Here is a 23,777-nt window from a genome sequence, read left to right on the forward strand (position 1 = left end):
TGGGGCGTCTTCTCCCTGTAGCTTAACCTTATTTTCTAGATTGTATCTATGACTGCCTTATTGAGCCAAACTTGGTTTATTGCCCTGATGAGTATCACCTTGATTAGCGCAGTTCTTGCTGCAGTTCATCATGCCGAGGTAATTGCTCACAAAACTGGCGAACCTTATGGCACATTGGTGCTCTCTATTAGCGTGACAATTATTGAAGTGTCACTCATTATCTCGATGATGCTGACGGGTCATGAAGGATCGCAGTTCATTGCAAGGGATGCCGTCTTTGCAACGGTCATGATTGTTATTAACGGCGTCATTGGTCTCTGCATATTTATGGGTGGCCTAACCCATCATGAAATGACTTTTCGCAATGAAGGTACAAATTCAGCACTAGCAGTACTCACTGCTTTGGCAACTTTTATTTTGGTAATGCCTACAGTAACCATCAGCACGCCTGGTCCTGACTTTACAAAGAGCCAACTAGCTTTTGCAGGCATTGCTTCATTTGCACTCTATATTGCATTTATATTTTTTCAAACGGTGAGCCATCGCGACTATTACTTGCCGAAAACAGAAGATAAAACAACCGACAGCAATGTGCATGCAATCAAACCTAGCAATCTGAAGACTGCTGTTAGTGCAGTTTTATTAATCCTATCACTGATTACTGTTGTAGGTCTTGCAGAACTATTGAGCCCAGCTATTGAAAGAGGTGTTGCAGCAGCTGGCGCTCCAAAAACTATTGTTGGTATTGCAATTGCATTATTAGTTTTACTGCCCGAAGGCTTTGCAGCCGTAAGAGCTGCCAAAGCCAATCGCTTACAAAGCAGTCTAAATTTAGCTCTAGGTTCAGCATTAGCAAGTATTGGATTAACCATTCCGACTGTTGCCGCGATTGCGATTATCTTTAATTTGCCACTTAGCCTAGGTATTAGCGAACTCAATATGACGCTGATGTATTTGTCATTCTTTATTGGTGCCCTAACGCTTGCAATCGGTAGAACTACCTTGCTACAGGGCATAGTCCACCTAATCATCTTCTTTGAGTATCTCTTCTTAAGCTTAGTACCTTAATAAACCTCTCTCAGCTTTACTAAGAGAGGTTGGCATTACGCTTGCTGACCCTGGTTAGGACCCCAGTAAGCAGTATCACTTTGCATTGGATGCGTTAGATCGAGGTCTGTATCAATCAAGAAGCTTGCTGCATTGATGTTAACTGCTGGTGTTGCATCATTAGCTCCATTGACGATAAACGACAGATTGGTATTGCCGTTATCGCCTGCGTAAGTCCAAAAGCCGGGATTTTGTCCTTCGCCTTCTTGGTAATGCTGGAACGCAATTTGCAATAAACCTGAGCCTGGATCGTAGGTGATCATCGCTTCTGGTACTTGATTACTGCTGACGGTTGAGCCATTAATAAAGCTAGCACCATAACCCACGTTGAGCTGGTAGTGGAAGCCTAGATTGCCATTGATGCCACCATCGCCGCCTGCTAAGAAGTTCAAGAGGAAGCGATCATTCTCACCCGCACGATTAAAGTCGGTGATCGTGCCGCCAAAGCTGTTGAGATCTGAAGGATCAATGCTATGGGTTGGATCTAGTGTGAGTGCAAACAGATCGTTACCTAGGCCACCAGTAATCGTGTCATCGCCTCCATAGCCAGCAATGGTGTCATTACCAGCACCACCACTTAAGGTGTTATCACCGGTGTTACCTAGCAATACGTTATTGAGCTCATTACCAGTTAAAAAGCTAGGTAAAGACATGAGGTTTGGTGTGGCGCCTGGCATATTGGCTAATGCCGCGTATTCCACATTCGCACTCAGGGCGTAACCGGTTGTTGTGACTAATACCTTATCGATACCTTGATTGACTAACTCATTAATTGTTTCTGTACCAGTAAACAGATACTCATCGTCACCTAGACCGCCAAAGAGTTTATCAGTACCGCCGCCGCCGATCAGGATGTCATTACCTTGATCGCCATAGATCTGATCATTACCGGTACCACCATTAAGCACGTCATTGTTTTGAGCGCCGTTCATGTAATCATCGCCATCGCCACCGAGTAAAGTGTCAGCACCGTAAGCACCGATTAAGCTATCATTACCCGCTTCACCTAAAAGTGTACTAGCGCTGGCGCCAGCATAAAGAACGTCGTTGCCATAACCGCCATACAACGTATCGTGATCGTTTTGCGCATCGGTACCTGCCACTAATCCAGTAGTTTGGCTATTACCAAATAGCAGATCATTGCCGTCACCACCAAACATAATGTCATTGCCATTTAGCCCATAAACAGTGTCATTGCCGGTAGTGCCATACAAGGTATCGATATTGTCTGACAAGCCAATACTTTCAAAACCCCAAGCGGTTAAGGTACCTAAACCATTGCCGCCATTGGCAGTAAAGGTTGCCAAGTTATGATAAGCCCCAGTGTAATAGGCATTGTTATAGGTACTTAAATTAGCTAAATTAATCACTAGTGCAGTAGCCTGAGTTTGGTAAGCAGCCCAGTTTAAGTTCACCGTAGCGCCATTGGCTAGCACCATCGCACCTAGATCGACAGTCAATCCATAAGCGCTATTACCACCTAAGTCGAGCACATCAAAACCGCCGCCGCCCACTAAGGTATCGTTACCACGGCCACCGGATAACCAGTTATTACCAGCTGTACCCACGATCGTATCGTTAAAGTTCGTACCGATTGCACCTTCAGCATTGACAAGGCGATCAACCCCAGAGAGTACAGCGACACTACCGGTTGCACTATTGGCTCTGATGACATTATTGGCATCAAAACGGAAGTCAGTAGCATCTAGATTAATCTTCACGCCATCGGCATTGTGATTATTGAGGGTAGCCACTAGGTCATAACCATAACGACCATCATTTTTTTCGATGGTCTCTTGGATGCTACTAGTGCCATACAGTGCAATATCAAAATCACCAATGCCGCCATCGAGTGTGTCATTGCCTCTGCCGCCAGTCATGACATCATTACCAGCGCCGCCACTTACAGTGTCATCACCATCCACACCGCTTAACCAGTTATCGTACTGATTACCAGTCAAGATGTTATTCACTTCAGTGCCGATAACACCTAAATAGCCTGTGCTGTAATAATCATCACCGCTCATCGTAAAGGCTGGTGCCGTATCGAGTAAGCGGACATGCTCTACATACTGATAGCGTGCGGTATTGCTCATATCGACCGTGGCCGTGGCTAAGATCCAATCAACACCACCCGTATTAATGAGGCCACCATTTGAGCCAGCAGCTAAATTGCTTGCGTCTAAAACCGTGTCGCTAGTAGAGTCGACATAGTAGGTATCGTTACCGGTACCGCCGCGCATCGTATCGTTACCGGTGCCACCATCGAGCGTGTCGTCTCCAGACTGACCCCACAATACATCATCGCCAGCACCACCAATGAGGTAGTCATTAGTACCACCAGCCATGCCATCGAACAAGCTGGTATTAGCGGTATCACCATACAAGGTGTCATTACCAGCGCCACCATCTAAAGTATTGCTGCCAGTGTTGCCCACGATCGTATTAGCGAGCGCATTACCCGTACCATTACCACCAATGATGCCTACAAAAGCTAAGGACTCGATGTTATCGGCCAAAATAAAGGACGCATTGGAAGTAATGACTGTATCGTTACCTTCATTGAGGTTTTCGATCATCTTCGAGTTGGTATTAAAGAGGGCGTTATTTACGATATAAATATCATCACCCAAACCACCAGCAACGGTTTCGTTTGAACCAGAACCAGCATCTAAGATGTCGTTACCAAGGCCGCCTGACAAGATATCCGTACCAGCATTACCATAGAGTGCATCATCACCATCGCCGCCAAACAAGGTGTCATCGCCATTGCCGCCAGACAGATAATCATCACCTGATAAGCCACTTAAGATGTCGTTACCATCACGGCCATACAACTTATCGGCACCAGCAGCGCCTGTTAAGGAGTTTGCCAGGTTATTACCCAGACCCAAATAAGTGAGACTTGGATTAAAGTAAGTCATCGACAAGTTCTCAACATTGCTTGGCAAGATATAGCTCACGCGTGCCTGCACAGTATCGGTACCTGCTGATGCAGCTTCAATCACTTTATCGGCATAAGAGTACACAACATAGGTGTCGTTACCCAAACCACCAATGAGAGTATCGCCACCAGCAGTACCAACTAAAGTACCACCTGCACCATCAAGCACATCATTACCAGCTAAGCCCAAAAGGGTTTGGTTAGCCACACTAGAACCTGTGAGGATGTCGTTAGTGGCGGAGCCAGTGATGGTGAGGCTGGAATCTTGATTAAGATTACCCTGCGTAAGAACAATAGTTCCATATTTAATACTTTGGACAACATCGATTTCAGTATTAGGAGATCCATCAAACTGAATAAATTCGGTTCCTGCCAAGATGATGTCTAGACCATCGGCGCCGCTAATCGTAATACCGGCATTCATTCCAGAGGAGCTAACACTATTTACTACGTAGTTATAACTCGTATACAAACCACTAAACAGGGCCCTATCCGTACCAGCACCACCGCTGATCAGATCGTTGCCAGCACCACCGCGCAAGATGTCATCACCTGCTGCGCCATAGATCGTGTCATTACCTGCTCCGGCATCAATCGAGCTGCCACCACTATAGGCAGTTAAGGTGTCATTAAAGCTTGAACCAATCAAGTTCTCAAAGCCACGGACGGTATCACTACCGGCTGCGCCAGTAGCCGTCTGCCAAGTAGTGCCACCACCCAGGTCTACACTCACACCGCCTAAGGCAGAGCGATAAGACAAGGTATCAATACCAGCACCACCATCTAATTTATCGCTACCAGCACCACCGTCAATCGTGTTGCCGCCAGAGTTCCCCGTAATCGTATCGTCATACTCAGAGCCACGGATGTTCTCAATCGAAAAAAGTGAGGCATTGCCACCAACACCAGTAGCGCTACCGTTTTGCACGTTATCGTTATTAATACCAGAGTCGTTTAAGACAACCGTAATGCCAGAGCTGTGCAATCTAAAGTCTGCTGTATCGCTGCCAGCGCCGCCCATTAAAGTGTCGTTACCACCATTACCTTGCAAGGTATTAGTGCCTAGATCACCAATAAGGGTGTCGTTATATAAAGTGCCGGTAATGTTCTCAATATTTTTAAGTTTGTCAGTACCTGCGTTAGCAAGCAACTCATTACCATCAGCTACTGTTACGCTGCTATAGCCATTGGCATCTTTGATAGACAGATCAACCGTCACACCAGTCAGACTACCGGTAACCTCATTGTTGGTAATCATGGCTTCGCCGTAAGTAACCCAGTCGCTACCAAGGCCGCCATCTAAAGTATCGTTGCCATCTAAACCTCTTAAGACGTTCTCACCAGCATTGCCTGTTAGAACGTCGTTAAAGCGTGAGCCCACTAAGCGATCGATACCAATCAGGGTATCTATACCATCGGCGCCAGCAGATGTACCCCAGCTCCAACCATTTAAATCTAAGCCGCTACCATAGTTAGCAACCGATGAGGTATATACACCTACACCCAGGTTAACGGTGACACCAGCGCTAGCCCACTTATAAGATGCGGTATCGCTACCATCAATACCACCAATCAAAATATCATTACCAAGGCCGCCCGAGAACCAATCATTACCACTACCACCAATGAGGGTGTCGGCACCAGATCCACCGCGGACCCCTTGCATACCAATGAGGATGTCATTACCACCGCTGTTAGAGGCAGTACCATAAGACATACCACTTATATTGGTTGCGCCAATATAAGTGGTGTTTAAAGCGATGTTGGCATCTACTCCAGTAGATAGTCGCGCGATCACGCTAGTCGTAGCATCTTGATAGTCTGCCCAATCAACTGTGCGATCCACTAAGTGGCCTGGCAAACCATTACCAATACCAATTAAAGTATCGGCGCCTAAGCCTCCGCGCAAGAAGTTACCCGAAGTAGAGCCGATTAAGGTATCGGCAAACTTAGTACCCACAATACCTTCGATGTTGTACAAGGTATCAGGACCCATTTGGGTGTTGACAATACCAGTGATAGTGTTCGTTTGTGAACCTAGATTAATGCCGCCCAATGTCAAATTGGTCGTTCCAGTGCTAGCACCCAAGTTAGCGGTAATGCCCATCGTAAAGACAGAGCTGTTGTAATCAACCCAGTCGGTACCACGTTCAGCGCTATTACCGCCAAAGAAGGTGTCTAGGCCGCCACGGCCTTCAAACCAATCACTTGAAGTGCCGCCAATAAATAAGTCAGACTGGGCGGTACCCTCAATCACTTCAACGGATTGCAAGTAATCAACGCTACGGCTTGCTAATAAGCTAGTGACATTACCACTAGAGAAGTTATCGTAGTTTTGACCCTTAAAGACGATGTAATCATTTAAGGTGGCGGCACTAACTAAATCAACCGCCTTGACCATAATGCCTTTAACGCCAGCGCTTAAATTATCAAATGCGCTATAGTTAACAGTATCCGAACCAAGGCCCCCATTAAGGCGGTCATAGCCACCGCTTGAGAAAAGGGTATCTGAACCAGAACCGGCTTCTAGCCAATCATTGCCAGCGCCGCCAGTGAGTGAGTCGCCAGCCGCACTGCCAACCAACATATTATTTTGGGTGTACTGGGCACTAGTAGCGCTCACGCTATTGCCTGCTACTACGGTATAGGTCTCATACCCTGCAAAGCTACCGTTATTACCATTAGTAGTGTAATTATTAATACCAAGCTGTACTTGGGTACCAGCAGCGCCAAAGTTACCCACTAAAGTTTGGGTATCCAATAAAGTTTTACCAAAGCCATCGGCATAAGTGCGGGTATAGATATTGGTATCAGCACCTGTGCCACGTTCAGTAAAGGTATAGCTATTGCCTGTGAGTGCACTTGTATCGACTTTGACTGTGCTAGTGCCTACTGAATCGATAAAGCGATCACTGCCGCCAGCACCTAAGGTCATGATGTAGGTGTCGTTACCAGCGCCTCCAATTAAAGTGTCGTTACCAGAGCCACCATCCAAGGTGTCATTACCTGCACCTGAGGTGATGGTGTTGTTGAGGGTGTTGCCTACACCAATAAAGTTACCAGCACCGATAAATTCGAGATTTTCAATGCCCTCTCCAACCGTCCCTGTCGCCGTATTAATAGAAATGGGACTTAATGCATAACTATTTAAGGTGGTTCGAATCGCATCAATTCCTCCACCAATAAGCTGTAAATTTAATCCTGCATTAGGATCCAATGGATCACTGATTAAACTCAATGAGCCTGGATCTGCGGCATACCAAGTTGGGTCAAATACAGGAGCATTACCATTGCTGTAATCTACATGCGTTGGACTCTCTTTTACGATATCTCCCACATTATCAACATAATAAATATCGTTGCCAGGTCCACCTAGCATGGTATCGGCGCCAGTACCACCAATTAAAGTGTCATTACCAGTACCACCTTGCAATACATCACTACCTGAACCACCTTTGATGACATCATCACCCCCCAAGCCAATTAGACCAATGCCAGAAACGTTTTGTGATCCATCTAAATTATCAGCTGCATTGGTAGCAACAATGATTTCTATATTAGAGAGACGATCGGTAACGCCACCACCAGTGACAATTAGATTTCCCGAGGAAATTTCTGTAGTTAAATTAATTCCATTAAGACTATCGCCAACAACATTAGGGTCTTGCTGATTAGAATTTAACCCAGGTGCCAAATAGAAAACTATGTCTTCACCAGATCCACCATCAATGGTGTCTGAGCCTTTGCCTCCGATAAGTGTGTCATTGCCTGCATCACCATATAAAACATCATCACCAGCAAGCCCACTTACCGTATCATCACCATTACCAGCCCGAATAGCATCAGAACCCAAGGATCCGGTAATCATTTCGCCGTCAGATGTACCTAAAATTGTTGTAATAACCTGGTTCTTTGCAATGCTTAAACCAACATCGATTTGAGTTAATGGCGAACCATCAAACAGTATGGTCTCAACAGAAGATCGAACGATATCTATTCCATCGGGGCCTACTAAAGTTAGCGCACTAGAACCAATCGTAATTTGATAATCGTTACGCGCACCTGAAAAGACCGCAAAATCACTTCCACTACTACCATCTAAAGTGTCGTTGCCCGCACCACCACGTAAAGTGTCACTACCGGAGCCACCAACTAAAATATTATTGAATGCATTTCCGGTAATAAAGAAGTCACTAGCACCAAGATAGGTAACGTTTTCAATATTTTGATTATTGCCGCCATAAAGGCTGTAATTTAAAGATGCCAATCCTGTTGGCCAATCACTTGCCAAAAGAACACCATCTATTCCATCGCCACCATCAATCTGATCAGAGCTTGAGTGAATCGTAATAACGTCATCACCTGCACCGCCAAAAATACTATTGAGACCCGATCCACCATCTATCGTATCGTTGCCAAGTCCGCCAGCGAGAGAATCATTACCATCAGCGCCATCTATCGTATCGTTACCCGATCCACCATCTATTGTATCGTTGCCACCAAGTCCATAAATAACATCATTGCCGCCATTACCAGCGATCACATCGATTCCGGTAGTGCCCCTCATTGTTTCAGGGGCGTCAGTACCCTGCTGTACAAATACAGCCTGACTATTTAGAAGAGAAGTTGGTACGGAAAGAATTTTTCCATCACTAAATTTAATGTATTCAACATCATTAAAGATAATGTCACTACCGCTAGAAGAGGCCACAGTAATGGCATCTACAGAATACTGATAACTCCAAGATCCCAAATCGGCGACTGGCGAATTAATCACCACTTCATCAGTACCGGCACCGCCATGAAAAACATCATTACCAGCAGAACCTATTAATGTGTCATCGCCAGCGCCAGCAAAAAGAGTATCACCATCAAGCCCATTTGCACTAACGGCGGTCAGTATGTCGTTACCCTGACCCGCAGTAATAATATTGATATCAGCACTGCCCGTGAAAGTAACATTAGCCACTCCACCATAGGTAAGGTTTTCAACGCCAGATACACGGGCAGAATCTCCGAGGGAATAAACCAAGCTAGTAGTAATAACAGTATCGATACCTCCACCACCCAAGACAACATCGCCAGCATCATCAGCATAAATGGTGTCATTGCCAGAGCCTCCATCCATGGTGTCATTACCAAGACCGCCAAATAGATAATCATCCCCAGCAGAGCCATAAAGCACATCATCACCAGCAAGCCCAAAAATCGAGTCACTACCTATACCACCCCTGATAGCATCGGATCCTGACGTACCAGAAATAGTTCCACCGCTATCACCACCTAAAATTGTTGTAATAATTTGCCTTCTTGAAATACTCAAGCCCACATCAATTTGAATCTGTGGAGACATGTCAAAAGCAATTGTTTCAATTGATGACTTAACAATATCAGTGCCATCGGGCCCTACAAGCGTTAGATCATTAAGGCCAATGACAATCGAATAGTTATCGCGAGTACCAGCAAATACGGCAAAGTCGGCACCCGCACCACCATCTAAGGTATCGTTGCCCAAATCACCGCGCAGAGTATCATTACCAGCAGCGCCAGTAATAATGTTATTACCAAGATTTCCCGCAAGACTTAGATCAGCGTTCCCATAACCAGTAATTCCCTCTAGATTAGCTCCTAATTTATATGACACACTTGAATAAACAAAATCGTTACCGGCAGAGCTGCTCTCTATTGCTACATCGTCAGTATTATCAATGTAGAAGGTATCATTACCCATACCACCAATCATAGTGTCAATACCGATACCACCATCCAAAGTATCGTTTCCAGAACCACCAGTAATCGTATTGCTCAATTCATTACCAACCAAACGAACTGATAATGCAGCATTATTGGCTGTTAAATTTTCTATATTGCTTCCTAAAGAATAAGAAACATTAGAGAAAACCAAATCAATACCTTCGCCATTATTTTCGAATATGGCATCAGCAGAATTATCTACAAAATAGGTATCATTGCCCGCCCCACCGATTAGAGCATCAATCCCCAGATCACCGTCTAAAATGTCATTTCCTACTCCGCCAGTAATAATATTGGTTAGCGAATTACCGACAAGAACAAGACCGGTCGATGAATTGGCAACTAGATTCTCAAAATTACTTTGCAGTCTATAAGTAACGCTTGAATAGACTGTATCAATACCTTGGTTAGCGCCTTCAATCAAATAGTCACTCGAGGTATTTATAAAGTAGACATCATCGCCAAGACCACCAGTTAAAGTATCATCGCCAGCTCCGCCATCAAGCGTGTCATTGCCTGCACCACCAATTAGGGTATCGTTGCCATCGCCTGACTGGAAAGTATCTGCTAATGCACCACCTATTAAATAGTCTTTGGATACGGTACCAGAGATATTGAGGTAGCCATTGGTCTCGCGGGATGCATCAACTTTAAGACCGCTAGAAAAATCATAGCTATTATTCCAATCACTTACATCAATGACTAACGTTTGGCTAGTGGCAATATTAGAGTCTGCCAATACAAAACCTAATTGGGTATTCCATGCGGTACTATTAACAAAAGTAACTCTCTCAATGCCGCCAAATGTAGCAGGTAGCACCCAATCATTTCCGGAGCCGCCACCGACAAAATTATTAATAATTAATCGGTCATAGCCTAAACCACCTTGAATATTGAGGTTTGCCTCTCCAAAAACACCGGTGCCATGACCAACCATTGTGATGACATCATCGCCCGCACCAGCATCTACAGTTGCAAAGAACTCCCAAATATTTAATGAGTCATTGCCATCCCCGCCTAAGATGCTTGTAGTGGCATCTCTATAGTTGGAGTCAATCCAGGTTTGCGTAATCGTGTCATTACCAGCGCCGCCATCCAATAAGCCTTTGCCAGTAATAGTGTCATCACCATCTCCGCCTAATGCGGTGCCACCATCAGAGCCTAGCTGAAGATTATCATTGCCAATGCCGCCATCAAGTACATCAACACCTAAACCAGCTCCGCCGATTAAGGTGTCATTACCAGAGCCACCATAGAGTGTGTCATTACCAACGCCACCATCTAAAGTGTCATTATCAGCGCCACCATCGAGGGTATCATCTCCAGCCAAGCCAAATAAAGTGTCATTGCCGGCATTGCCAAAGAGAACATCATCACCAGCATCAGTTCCAACTAAAGAATCAGCAATACTAGTACCCTGCAACATTACACCCGCCTCACGCAAGGTCACCTGCTGATTATCAAACTTTAGATACCGAATAGAATAGAGCACATCTTGTTCTTGCGTCTGATTATTAATAACAGACACATAACTCTGGTTTGCACTATCAATTAACCTAGTCCAAGTGTAGGCAGAAGAGTTGCCCGCATAAATAGCGGTATCTGTACCATCACCACCATATAAGGTGTCATTGCCCGCACCACCAGTTAAAGTATCATCGCCAGCTCCGCCATCAAGCGTGTCATTGCCTGCACCACCAATTAGGGTATCGTTGCCATCGCCTGACTGGAAAGTATCTGCTAATGCACCACCTATTAAATAATCGGCTTTTGTAGTCCCTGTGATATTGAGATAGCCATTGGTCTCGCGAGATGCATCTATCTTAAGTCCAACCCAGTCGCTATCTGAATGACTTAAATTTATATCCCAATTTAAAGTATCGATAACTAAAGTTTGGCCAGCGGCAATATTAGAGTCCGCCACAACAAAGCCAAATTGCGTATTGAGGGCTTGTGTATTTTTAAAGGTAATTCGCTCAACACCACCAAAAGTTGCAGGTAAAGTCCAGTTACCCCAAGCGCCACCAGCATAGCCATCAATCACTAGCTGGTCATATCCAGTGCCGCCCTGAATATTAAAACCAGCAGTAGAGTCTGCTGCAGTTCCATTATTTTCATGGATAGTGATGATGTCATCGCCCGCACCAGCATCTACAGTCGCAAAAAATTCTGTTACTTGAATTTGGTCGTTGCCATCACCACCAAGAATGACATTATTACTTGCGAGGGCTAAGCTTTCATCTCTAGTTTGCTGACGGATTACGTCATTACCAGCGCCACCATCCAATAAGCCTTTGCCAGTAATAGTGTCATCACCATCTCCGCCTAATGCGGTGCCACCATCAGAGCCTAGCTGAAGATTATCATTGCCAATGCCGCCATCAAGTACATCAACACCTAAACCAGCTCCGCCGATTAAGGTGTCATTACCAGAGCCACCATAGAGTGTGTCATTACCAACGCCACCATCTAAAGTGTCATTATCAGCGCCACCATCGAGGGTATCATTGCCAAATCCACCAAACAGAATGTCATTTCCGGAAAATCCATAAACAGTATCATTACCATCTTTTGCATCAATATAATCTGGAGCAATCGTTCCGCTCAAAAGCTCACCCAGATCGCTACCCATAATCATATTTTGGGAAACAACTGCGTTTGAAATATTTGACTGGACTGTCTCTAAATGCCCATATCCATCTGTATAACTAGCAATTAGTCTTAGCGGCTGACCTATAACCCCAGATGTTACTAAATAGGAAGTACTGTTAGCACCAGAAATATTGATCCAACCCATAGGGTCAACCTGTCCGTTAAGATAGGTTCCCGCCTGCCACTGATAAGTAATCGAGCCCAATCCATCTTGATCGCCGATGGGATCAACCGTTGCCATAATTGTTGAATCTTTAAATGGCGTACTAGGAATGGCAATTCCGCCAGTAGGTAAATCATTAACGTTTGCGACTATGTAATTAGCGCTGATGAACTGAGTCGTTCCACCATAAACATCAGTTGTTTGAGCAACTAGTCGAACATTCTTGCCAACATAACTCTGATCGGATGGAATATTAAGCTGTGATGAACCACTAGAGAGAGTATTCCATTGCCCACCACTATATTCCTGCCATGTATATGCATATTGAGCAATGGACCCGTCTGGATCAGTTAAACCAGAGATAACAGAGGTAATTGTGGCGCCCTCTTCAAAAACACCATTTAGCAATAGTGCCCCCGATGCTTCGGCATCAGAAACGATGCTTACTAACATACTTCCAGTGGTAGACAAGACACCACCAGATCCCTGAAGACCGCCATTGCCATCACTAAAAGTCCAATCTAATTGAACACTAGATGGAGGTGTGTCACTTAAATTACTGTAGGTAATTTGATGAAGTGCAGAATTAACAAGCGCTTGAGTAGCATTTGCATTGAAAACCAAAGACAAAATGCCGGTATTTGTTGCGACATTGCCTATCACAATGCCATCCACTACCAACGGAGCATTTGGCGAAAATGGACTTAATGTTGAATTGCCAGGTCCGGCATTAAAGTTACTAGTGAAATAATCGTCTGAATTTACGCCGCTATGACGAATAATTGTTAAGGTGGCGTTGTTATATCCAAGTCGATTAAGGTCATCATCAGAAATATTGACATCAGCATCCAAAACTACAGGCAAAGAATTTTCATGGTATACCGGTCTACCATTGAGAATATTGTTTGAATCAAAGGAAGAATCCAATACGCCATTGGTGTTATAACGAACAGTGACGCCTCCCCCAGTAACCAGAATTTTTCCGTCGGATTGTAAAACCGCTGCCATGCCTGATTCACTACTAGAAACTCTAGTAGTGACAATGCCATTTGACCCAAATGAACCATCTAATGAACCATCTGCGTTATAACGAACCAACCCTATGGCTCTACTGGAACCATATGCTGTACCAACAGCAATAATTTTTCCATCGGATTGAACTAGAATTTTACGAACCTGATCAGACCCCCCAATATCTGTAGTTAACTTTCCATCGGTTGAAAAGCTAGTATCAAGAGAGCCATTACTGTTGTAACGAATCAAAGAGTAGTCGTTATTACTTGACCCTCCTGCCAATATCTTGCCATCCGCCTGAATAGCAACGCTATAAAAATATTCACTACCAGAATTAATTGAATCTGAACTTATTCCATCGCCAGAAAAAGTAGCGTCAATACTTCCATCTGCGTTATAACGGACAATTTGATTGGCTGAATTTCCGCCAAGCTGATAGGCATAACCAGCCACCAATATTTTTCCATCAGACTGAATAGCAAGGGCTTGGCCAATTTCCTGTTTTGAGCCAAAATCACTGCCAGCTTTTCCGTCATAAGAAAATGAATTATCCAAACTACCGTCTGAGTTAAACCGTACAAGCGCAAAATCACTTGTGGTTCCATTAAAACTCTCGCCAGCAAGAACAATTTTTCCATCAGACTGAATAGCAAGATCGTACGCATAGTCTCTACCGCTACCTATTGCAGTGGTAGCCCAACCATCAGAAGAAAAACTTGTATCCAGCGATCCATCAGCGTTATAACGAACAACAGCAAAATCAGATACAGTTGAATCAATAGATCTATAAGCACTACCGCCTAAAATAATTTTCCCAAAAGCATCTACGGCAACACCCCAAGCAACACTATTTTGATAATTAGTTGGCGACGCAGTAATTGTGGTTGTTAACCAACCATCAGAAGAGAATGAAGTATCCAGGGTTCCATCAAGGTTATAGCGAGCACCCCACATGTCTGGATACATAGCTCCAGATAGACCCCCATTACCAACGATAATAATCTTTCCACTAGCATCAAGCGCTATATCAAGAGCTTGGGCAGAGATTTGCTCCCCAACAAAAGGTACGATTCCATCTCCAACACCAAATGTTGGCGCATCATTTACGTTATCAACGTTAACAGCTAAAGTTTGGGTAGTAGTGGTACCAAACACAGTTGAGTCACCTACTACTACGCGCAACTGATATGTTGGTATCGCCTCATAATCTAGCGGTGATACAACTGATAAAATATGGGTTACAGGATCAAAAGAAAACGCCGATGGAAGCGCGCCGCCATCAAAATTTAATACCTGCCAACTACTGATTGCTCCGCCGTCAGGATCTATAGCGTTTATATAAAAAGATGTATTTGTAGAATTTTCTTCTACAGAAAAAGATGAAGCCGAGGTAATAATTGGATTGTCATTTACAGGGGTGATATTCATATTCACAGTACCTGTGGCGCTCATTGCACCGCCGGTACCTTGTGCACCAGTATTTCCATCATTAAATACAAGATCAATCTGTACACTAGCAGGAGGGGCATTGCTAGTATTGCTGTATTGCAAGCTCTGTAATACTTGATTAACGAAATCGTTTGCTGCGTTTGCATTAAAAGTAATTGTTGCAGAGCCAGCGCCGCTTGTGGTGACCACGCCAACCTCTGTTGTGCCGCCAAGAACTATGCGCGTTCCACTAACCAAATCAATCGAGCTACCACGGTCATAAAAGTAAAAATGGTCTTCGGCGTTACTAGCCCCATGTCGCGTAAGCGAAATAGATGCGCCGTTATAGCTTGTTACATTTAGTTGAGCATCATAAATACTGATATAGGGGTTAGATGCTGGTGGTTGTGGGCTTATAAATTGAGGGTTATTGCCCTCAACATAAGTAGGCGCGTAACTTAATGAATCAGGCGAACCAAAAGTAACATCTGTACTGCCATCAATATTTAATCTCGCAAAAGAAAGCTGTGAGTTTGGAGATGTCCCAACGATGACAATTTTGCCATCGGGTTGAGTTACAACGCTGTATGCTACATCAGTACCACTCCTATTATCTAGCCTTACATAACCATCGCCAGAAAATGAAGTATCTAGAGTGCCATTAGGGTTAATTCGCGCAACTGTAAAGTCAACAGTTTCAAGACCACTCGTTGAGCTTCCTACAATCAGAATCTTTCCATCTGGCTGCTGCTCCATGCCGCCAAATGAATTAAATTTAGAGCCTGATGGTAGAGATAACTTTCCGCTACCATTAAAGCTTGTATCTAAACTGCCATCTGGGTTATATCGAACCAGTGATGCGCCGCTAGAGCCACTCGTACTGCCTGCAACTAAGATTTTTCCATCGATTTGTATCGATATGCCATAAATTTTATTGCCAAAGGTTTGGGTATCAACCCCATCTGAGGAAAAAGAAGGATCTAAGGTACCATCAGCGTTGTATCGGACAATTCCAAAAATATCAGAACTTGTTGTATCGGAGTATGCAACTCCTGCAACCACCAACTTTCCATCGGACTGAACGGCAATAGCATTAGCCTGATTGTTATAAGACCCACTTACTACAGTTTTCAGTAATCCATCAGTTGAAAATGTATTATCAAGGGCGCCAGCACTAGTTAATCTTGCAACTGCAAAACTAGACTGAGATCGACCAACTATGTCAATTGCACCATCGCGCTGTATTGCAACGCCATAAGCGTAGTCAGTACCAATAAAATCAATTGTTTTGTATCCGACGGTATTAAATGTTGTATCTAAGGTGCCATTTGTATTTAATCTTGCAACTGCAAAGTTAGTTCCCGATGAACCTGCTACTACAATTTTTCCATCTGCCTGCAAGACAACATCATTTGCAATGTCAATGCCGCCAAAATCAATAATCTTTGCACTGGTGCCATTAAATGTAAGATCAGGTGATCCTTCAGCAGTGTATCGGCCGATATAAAAATTATCATTAATTGAGCCAACGACGATAATTTTTCCATCACTTTGAACTACACTTTGCAGCCTTCCGGTGACAACCAGTCCACTGGATTTAAAGCCATTACCAACTGCAAAAGTTGGTGCAGTGTTGGCACCATTGAGATCCGAGAATAGTATTTGATTTCCTTGAGTCTTAAAACTAGAGTTAGTAAAAGACCCTGCAAGATCTATTTGAATATCATAACCAATGGACGAATCAGTCCCTATATAAATAGAGCTAGTTGTTGCTCCATTAACTACATATACCTCTCCCGCCAACAATGCAGACTGATTGCGATTGTTAACAATCGTAAGATTAGTAGCCTCTACAGCAATTGCATCGCCATTAGAAAAATCTGTAATTCGATCAATACCAATATTGGGAGTGTAAAAAGTTTGGTAGTAGAAAGTATCATTTCCAAGACCACCAGTTAAAGTGTCGTTACCATTTCCACCGCTGATGGTATTTGCCAATGAATTACCGATAATGGTATCTACATTAGAACCACCTTTGATGTTTTCAATATTCAACAAAGTATCGGTTTGAACAACAGTTAATGCGTCATTCAAATATCGGGCAGAGTTAGTGGCTAAGTTGATTTGCAGCTTAGTACCAGTACTACTGTAGTCAATCGAATCAACACCAGCACCACCATCAATGTAAACATTAGCCGGAGAAGTGAGCACCCCTGAAAGCGTAGCTGAACCAGAGAAGCTATCATCGCCATCGCCACCAAGCAATGAATCAGACCCAATTGCTGCCGCAAACACATCATTACCAGCGCCGCCGCTTAATGTATTTACCCCCGATGTACCAGCCAACCAATCATTACCAGATCCTGTAATAACGTTTTCTATATTTTGGACGGCTACTTGATATCCATCAAAAGTTATCGTCCACGGATAATTGGCATACTCTAAATTAAGATTAATAGAGCTAGTAATCGCGCTTAAATCAATCGTGTCGTTACCCGCACCTCCGTCAATTGCATAATTTCCTGGAATGCTAATGACAATCAAATCATTAGAGGAGCCATAGGTTGTTGTCATGAATACTTAAATATCTTTATTTTTATTGAGTTTTTCGTATCTCGGCATTATTAAAAATCTTCTTAACGAGAACTACTTAAGGTGCCCAAAGACACCTTAAGTAACCATCACACCTGATGCGTACCCCAGTAAGCAGTATCACTTTGCATTGGATGCGTTAGATCGAGGTCTGTATCAATCAAGAAGCTTGCTGCATTGATGTTAACTGCTGGTGTTGCATCATTAGCTCCATTGACGATAAACGACAGATTGGTATTGCCGTTATCGCCTGCGTAAGTCCAAAAGCCGGGATTTTGTCCTTCGCCTTCTTGGTAATGCTGGAACGCAATTTGCAATAAACCTGAGCCTGGATCGTAGGTGATCATCGCTTCTGGTACTTGATTACTGCTGACGGTTGAGCCATTAATAAAGCTAGCACCATAACCCACGTTGAGCTGGTAGTGGAAGCCTAGATTGCCATTGATGCCACCATCGCCGCCTGCTAAGAAGTTCAAGAGGAAGCGATCATTCTCACCCGCACGATTAAAGTCGGTGATCGTGCCGCCAAAGCTGTTGAGATCTGAAGGATCAATGCTATGGGTTGGATCTAGTGTGAGTGCAAACAGATCGTTACCTAGGCCACCAGTAATCGTGTCATCGCCTCCATAGCCAGCAATGGTGTCATTACCAGCACCACCACTTAAGGTGTTATCACCGGTGTTACCTAGCAATACGTTATTGAGCTCATTACCAGTTAAAAAGCTAGGTAAAGACATGAGGTTTGGTGTGGCGCCTGGCATATTGGCTAATGCCGCGTATTCCACATTCGCACTCAGGGCGTAACCGGTTGTTGTGACTAATACCTTATCGATACCTTGATTGACTAACTCATTAATTGTTTCTGTACCAGTAAACAGATACTCATCGTCACCTAGACCGCCAAAGAGTTTATCAGTACCGCCGCCGCCGATCAGGATGTCATTACCTTGATCGCCATAGATCTGATCATTACCGGTACCACCATTAAGCACGTCATTGTTTTGAGCGCCGTTCATGTAATCATCGCCATCGCCACCGAGTAAAGTGTCAGCACCGTAAGCACCGATTAAGCTATCATTACCCGCTTCACCTAAAAGTGTACTAGCGCTGGCGCCAGCATAAAGAACGTCGTTGCCATAACCGCCATACAACGTATCGTGATCGTTTTGCGCATCGGTACCTGCCACTAATCCAGTAGTTTGGCTATTACCAAATAGCAGATCATTGCCGTCACCACCAAACATAATGTCATTGCCATTTAGCCCATAAACAGTGTCATTGCCGGTAGTGCCATACAAGGTATCGATATTGTCTGACAAGCCAATACTTTCAAAACCCCAAGCGGTTAAGGTACCTAAACCATTGCCGCCATTGGCAGTAAAGGTTGCCAAGTTATGATAAGCCCCAGTGTAATAGGCATTGTTATAGGTACTTAAATTAGCTAAATTAATCACTAGTGCAGTAGCCTGAGTTTGGTAAGCAGCCCAGTTTAAGTTCACCGTAGCGCCATTGGCTAGCACCATCGCACCTAGATCGACAGTCAATCCATAAGCGCTATTACCACCTAAGTCGAGCACATCAAAACCGCCGCCGCCCACTAAGGTATCGTTACCACGGCCACCGGATAACCAGTTATTACCAGCTGTACCCACGATCGTATCGTTAAAGTTCGTACCGATTGCACCTTCAGCATTGACAAGGCGATCAACCCCAGAGAGTACAGCGACACTACCGGTTGCACTATTGGCTCTGATGACATTATTGGCATCAAAACGGAAGTCAGTAGCATCTAGATTAATCTTCACGCCATCGGCATTGTGATTATTGAGGGTAGCCACTAGGTCATAACCATAACGACCATCATTTTTTTCGATGGTCTCTTGGATGCTACTAGTGCCATACAGTGCAATATCAAAATCACCAATGCCGCCATCGAGTGTGTCATTGCCTCTGCCGCCAGTCATGACATCATTACCAGCGCCGCCACTTACAGTGTCATCACCATCCACACCGCTTAACCAGTTATCGTACTGATTACCAGTCAAGATGTTATTCACTTCAGTGCCGATAACACCTAAATAGCCTGTGCTGTAATAATCATCACCGCTCATCGTAAAGGCTGGTGCCGTATCGAGTAAGCGGACATGCTCTACATACTGATAGCGTGCGGTATTGCTCATATCGACCGTGGCCGTGGCTAAGATCCAATCAACACCACCCGTATTAATGAGGCCACCATTTGAGCCAGCAGCTAAATTGCTTGCGTCTAAAACCGTGTCGCTAGTAGAGTCGACATAGTAGGTATCGTTACCGGTACCGCCGCGCATCGTATCGTTACCGGTGCCACCATCGAGCGTGTCGTCTCCAGACTGACCCCACAATACATCATCGCCAGCACCACCAATGAGGTAGTCATTAGTACCACCAGCCATGCCATCGAACAAGCTGGTATTAGCGGTATCACCATACAAGGTGTCATTACCAGCGCCACCATCTAAAGTATTGCTGCCAGTGTTGCCCACGATCGTATTAGCGAGCGCATTACCCGTACCATTACCACCAATGATGCCTACAAAAGCTAAGGACTCGATGTTATCGGCCAAAATAAAGGACGCATTGGAAGTAATGACTGTATCGTTACCTTCATTGAGGTTTTCGATCATCTTCGAGTTGGTATTAAAGAGGGCGTTATTTACGATATAAATATCATCACCCAAACCACCAGCAACGGTTTCGTTTGAACCAGAACCAGCATCTAAGATGTCGTTACCAAGGCCGCCTGACAAGATATCCGTACCAGCATTACCATAGAGTGCATCATCACCATCGCCGCCAAACAAGGTGTCATCGCCATTGCCGCCAGACAGATAATCATCACCTGATAAGCCACTTAAGATGTCGTTACCATCACGGCCATACAACTTATCGGCACCAGCAGCGCCTGTTAAGGAGTTTGCCAGGTTATTACCCAGACCCAAATAAGTGAGACTTGGATTAAAGTAAGTCATCGACAAGTTCTCAACATTGCTTGGCAAGATATAGCTCACGCGTGCCTGCACAGTATCGGTACCTGCTGATGCAGCTTCAATCACTTTATCGGCATAAGAGTACACAACATAGGTGTCGTTACCCAAACCACCAATGAGAGTATCGCCACCAGCAGTACCAACTAAAGTACCACCTGCACCATCAAGCACATCATTACCAGCTAAGCCCAAAAGGGTTTGGTTAGCCACACTAGAACCTGTGAGGATGTCGTTAGTGGCGGAGCCAGTGATGGTGAGGCTGGAACTACCAACATTACCAATACCATCACTAACAAAAATTGCTGTGCCGTATTGAATACTCTGTTTGACGTCCATCACTACACCGCTAGTGTTATCAAAGGCAATGTATTCAACTGAATCGCGCACGATATCAATACCATCAGCACCAGTTAAAGTAATGCCTTTAAGGGCACCGGATGTGTCAGCAGTGTTAATGATAAAACCATAACTCGTATACAAACCACTAAACAGGGCCCTATCCGTACCAGCACCACCGCTGATCAGATCGTTGCCAGCACCACCGCGCAAGATGTCATCACCTGCTGCGCCATAGATCGTGTCATTACCTGCTCCGGCATCAATCGAGCTGCCACCACTATAGGCAGTTAAGGTGTCATTAAAGCTTGAACCAATCAAGTTCTCAAAGCCACGGACGGTATCACTACCGGCTGCGCCAGTAGCCGTCTGCCAAGTAGTGCCACCACCCAGGTCTACACTCACACCGCCTAAGGCAGAGCGATAAGACAAGGTATCAATACCAGCACCACCATCTAATTTATCGCTACCAGCACCACCGTCAATCGTGTTGCCGCCAGAGTTCCCCGTAATCGTATCGTCATACTCAGAGCCACGGATGTTCTCAATCGAAAAAAGTGAGGCATTGCCACCAACACCAGTAGCGCTACCGTTTTGCACGTTATCGTTATTAATACCAGAGTCGTTTAAGACAACCGTAATGCCAGAGCTGTGCAATCTAAAGTCTGCTGTATCGCTGCCAGCGCCGCCCATTAAAGTGTCGTTACCACCATTACCTTGCAAGGTATTAGTGCCTAGATCACCAATAAGGGTGTCGTTATATAAAGTGCCGGTAATGTTCTCAATATTTTTAAGTTTGTCAGTACCTGCGTTAGCAAGCAACTCATTACCATCAGCTACTGTTACGCTGCTATAGCCATTGGCATCTTTGATAGACAGATCAACCGTCACACCAGTCAGACTACCGGTAACCTCATTGTTGGTAATCATGGCTTCGCCGTAAGTAACCCAGTCGCTACCAAGGCCGCCATCTAAAGTATCGTTGCCATCTAAACCTCTTAAGACGTTCTCACCAGCATTGCCTGTTAGAACGTCGTTAAAGCGTGAGCCCACTAAGCGATCGATACCAATCAGGGTATCTATACCATCGGCGCCAGCAGATGTACCCCAGCTCCAACCATTTAAATCTAAGCCGCTACCATAGTTAGCAACCGATGAGGTATATACACCTACACCCAGGTTAACGGTGACACCAGCGCTAGCCCACTTATAAGATGCGGTATCGCTACCATCAATACCACCAATCAAAATATCATTACCAAGGCCGCCCGAGAACCAATCATTACCACTACCACCAATGAGGGTGTCGGCACCAGATCCACCGCGGACCCCTTGCATACCAATGAGGATGTCATTACCACCGCTGTTAGAGGCAGTACCATAAGACATACCACTTATATTGGTTGCGCCAATATAAGTGGTGTTTAAAGCGATGTTGGCATCTACTCCAGTAGATAGTCGCGCGATCACGCTAGTCGTAGCATCTTGATAGTCTGCCCAATCAACTGTGCGATCCACTAAGTGGCCTGGCAAACCATTACCAATACCAATTAAAGTATCGGCGCCTAAGCCTCCGCGCAAGAAGTTACCCGAAGTAGAGCCGATTAAGGTATCGGCAAACTTAGTACCCACAATACCTTCGATGTTGTACAAGGTATCAGGACCCATTTGGGTGTTGACAATACCAGTGATAGTGTTCGTTTGTGAACCTAGATTAATGCCGCCCAATGTCAAATTGGTCGTTCCAGTGCTAGCACCCAAGTTAGCGGTAATGCCCATCGTAAAGACAGAGCTGTTGTAATCAACCCAGTCGGTACCACGTTCAGCGCTATTACCGCCAAAGAAGGTGTCTAGGCCGCCACGGCCTTCAAACCAATCACTTGAAGTGCCGCCAATAAATAAGTCAGACTGGGCGGTACCCTCAATCACTTCAACGGATTGCAAGTAATCAACGCTACGGCTTGCTAATAAGCTAGTGACATTACCACTAGAGAAGTTATCGTAGTTTTGACCCTTAAAGACGATGTAATCATTTAAGGTGGCGGCACTAACTAAATCAACCGCCTTGACCATAATGCCTTTAACGCCAGCGCTTAAATTATCAAATGCGCTATAGTTAACAGTATCCGAACCAAGGCCCCCATTAAGGCGGTCATAGCCACCGCTTGAGAAAAGGGTATCTGAACCAGAACCGGCTTCTAGCCAATCATTGCCAGCGCCGCCAGTGAGTGAGTCGCCAGCCGCACTGCCAACCAACATATTATTTTGGGTGTACTGGGCACTAGTAGCGCTCACGCTATTGCCTGCTACTACGGTATAGGTCTCATACCCTGCAAAGCTACCGTTATTACCATTAGTAGTGTAATTATTAATACCAAGCTGTACTTGGGTACCAGCAGCGCCAAAGTTACCCACTAAAGTTTGGGTATCCAATAAAGTTTTACCAAAGCCATCGGCATAAGTGCGGGTATAGATATTGGTATCAGCACCTGTGCCACGTTCAGTAAAGGTATAGCTATTGCCTGTGAGTGCACTTGTATCGACTTTGACTGTGCTAGTGCCTACTGAATCGATAAAGCGATCACTGCCGCCAGCACCTAAGGTCATGATGTAGGTGTCGTTACCAGCGCCTCCAATTAAAGTGTCGTTACCAGAGCCACCATCCAAGGTGTCATTACCTGCACCTGAGGTGATGGTGTTGTTGAGGGTGTTGCCTACACCAATAAAGTTACCAGCACCGATAAATTCGAGATTTTCAATG

At 44.8% G+C, this 23,777-nt stretch carries 3 protein-coding genes; 1 reads left to right on the forward strand and 2 read right to left on the reverse strand.

Annotated features, from left to right (window positions below; genetic code table 11):
- Positions 1-48: 48 nt before the first annotated feature.
- Positions 49-1,068, forward strand: coding sequence for a calcium:proton antiporter (locus tag ICE93_RS10980; protein WP_216188155.1), 1,020 nt, complete (start codon positions 49-51; stop codon positions 1,066-1,068).
- A gap of 35 nt (positions 1,069-1,103) precedes the next feature.
- On the opposite strand, the gene ICE93_RS11450 is transcribed toward ICE93_RS10980, so the two are convergent.
- Positions 1,104-17,636: a cadherin domain-containing protein gene (locus tag ICE93_RS11450; protein WP_255554660.1), complete on the reverse strand. Its 16,533-nt coding sequence runs from the start codon at positions 17,634-17,636 to the stop codon at positions 1,104-1,106.
- A gap of 107 nt (positions 17,637-17,743) precedes the next feature.
- On the reverse strand, positions 17,744-23,777 hold a 6,034-nt coding region (locus ICE93_RS11455; protein ID WP_304609452.1), incomplete at its 5' end, for a calcium-binding protein.

The organism is Polynucleobacter sp. MWH-HuK1, assembly GCF_018881815.1.
Classification (GTDB): Bacteria; Pseudomonadota; Gammaproteobacteria; order Burkholderiales; family Burkholderiaceae; genus Polynucleobacter.

Bases quoted from the DNA above. Each gene is read 5' to 3' on its own strand.
- ICE93_RS10980 (WP_216188155.1), top strand. From the start codon at position 49: ATGACTGCCTTATTGAGCCAAACTTGGTTTATTGCCCTGATGAGTATC.
- ICE93_RS11450 (WP_255554660.1), bottom strand. From the start codon at position 17,636: ATGACAACAACCTATGGCTCCTCTAATGATTTGATTGTCATTAGCATT.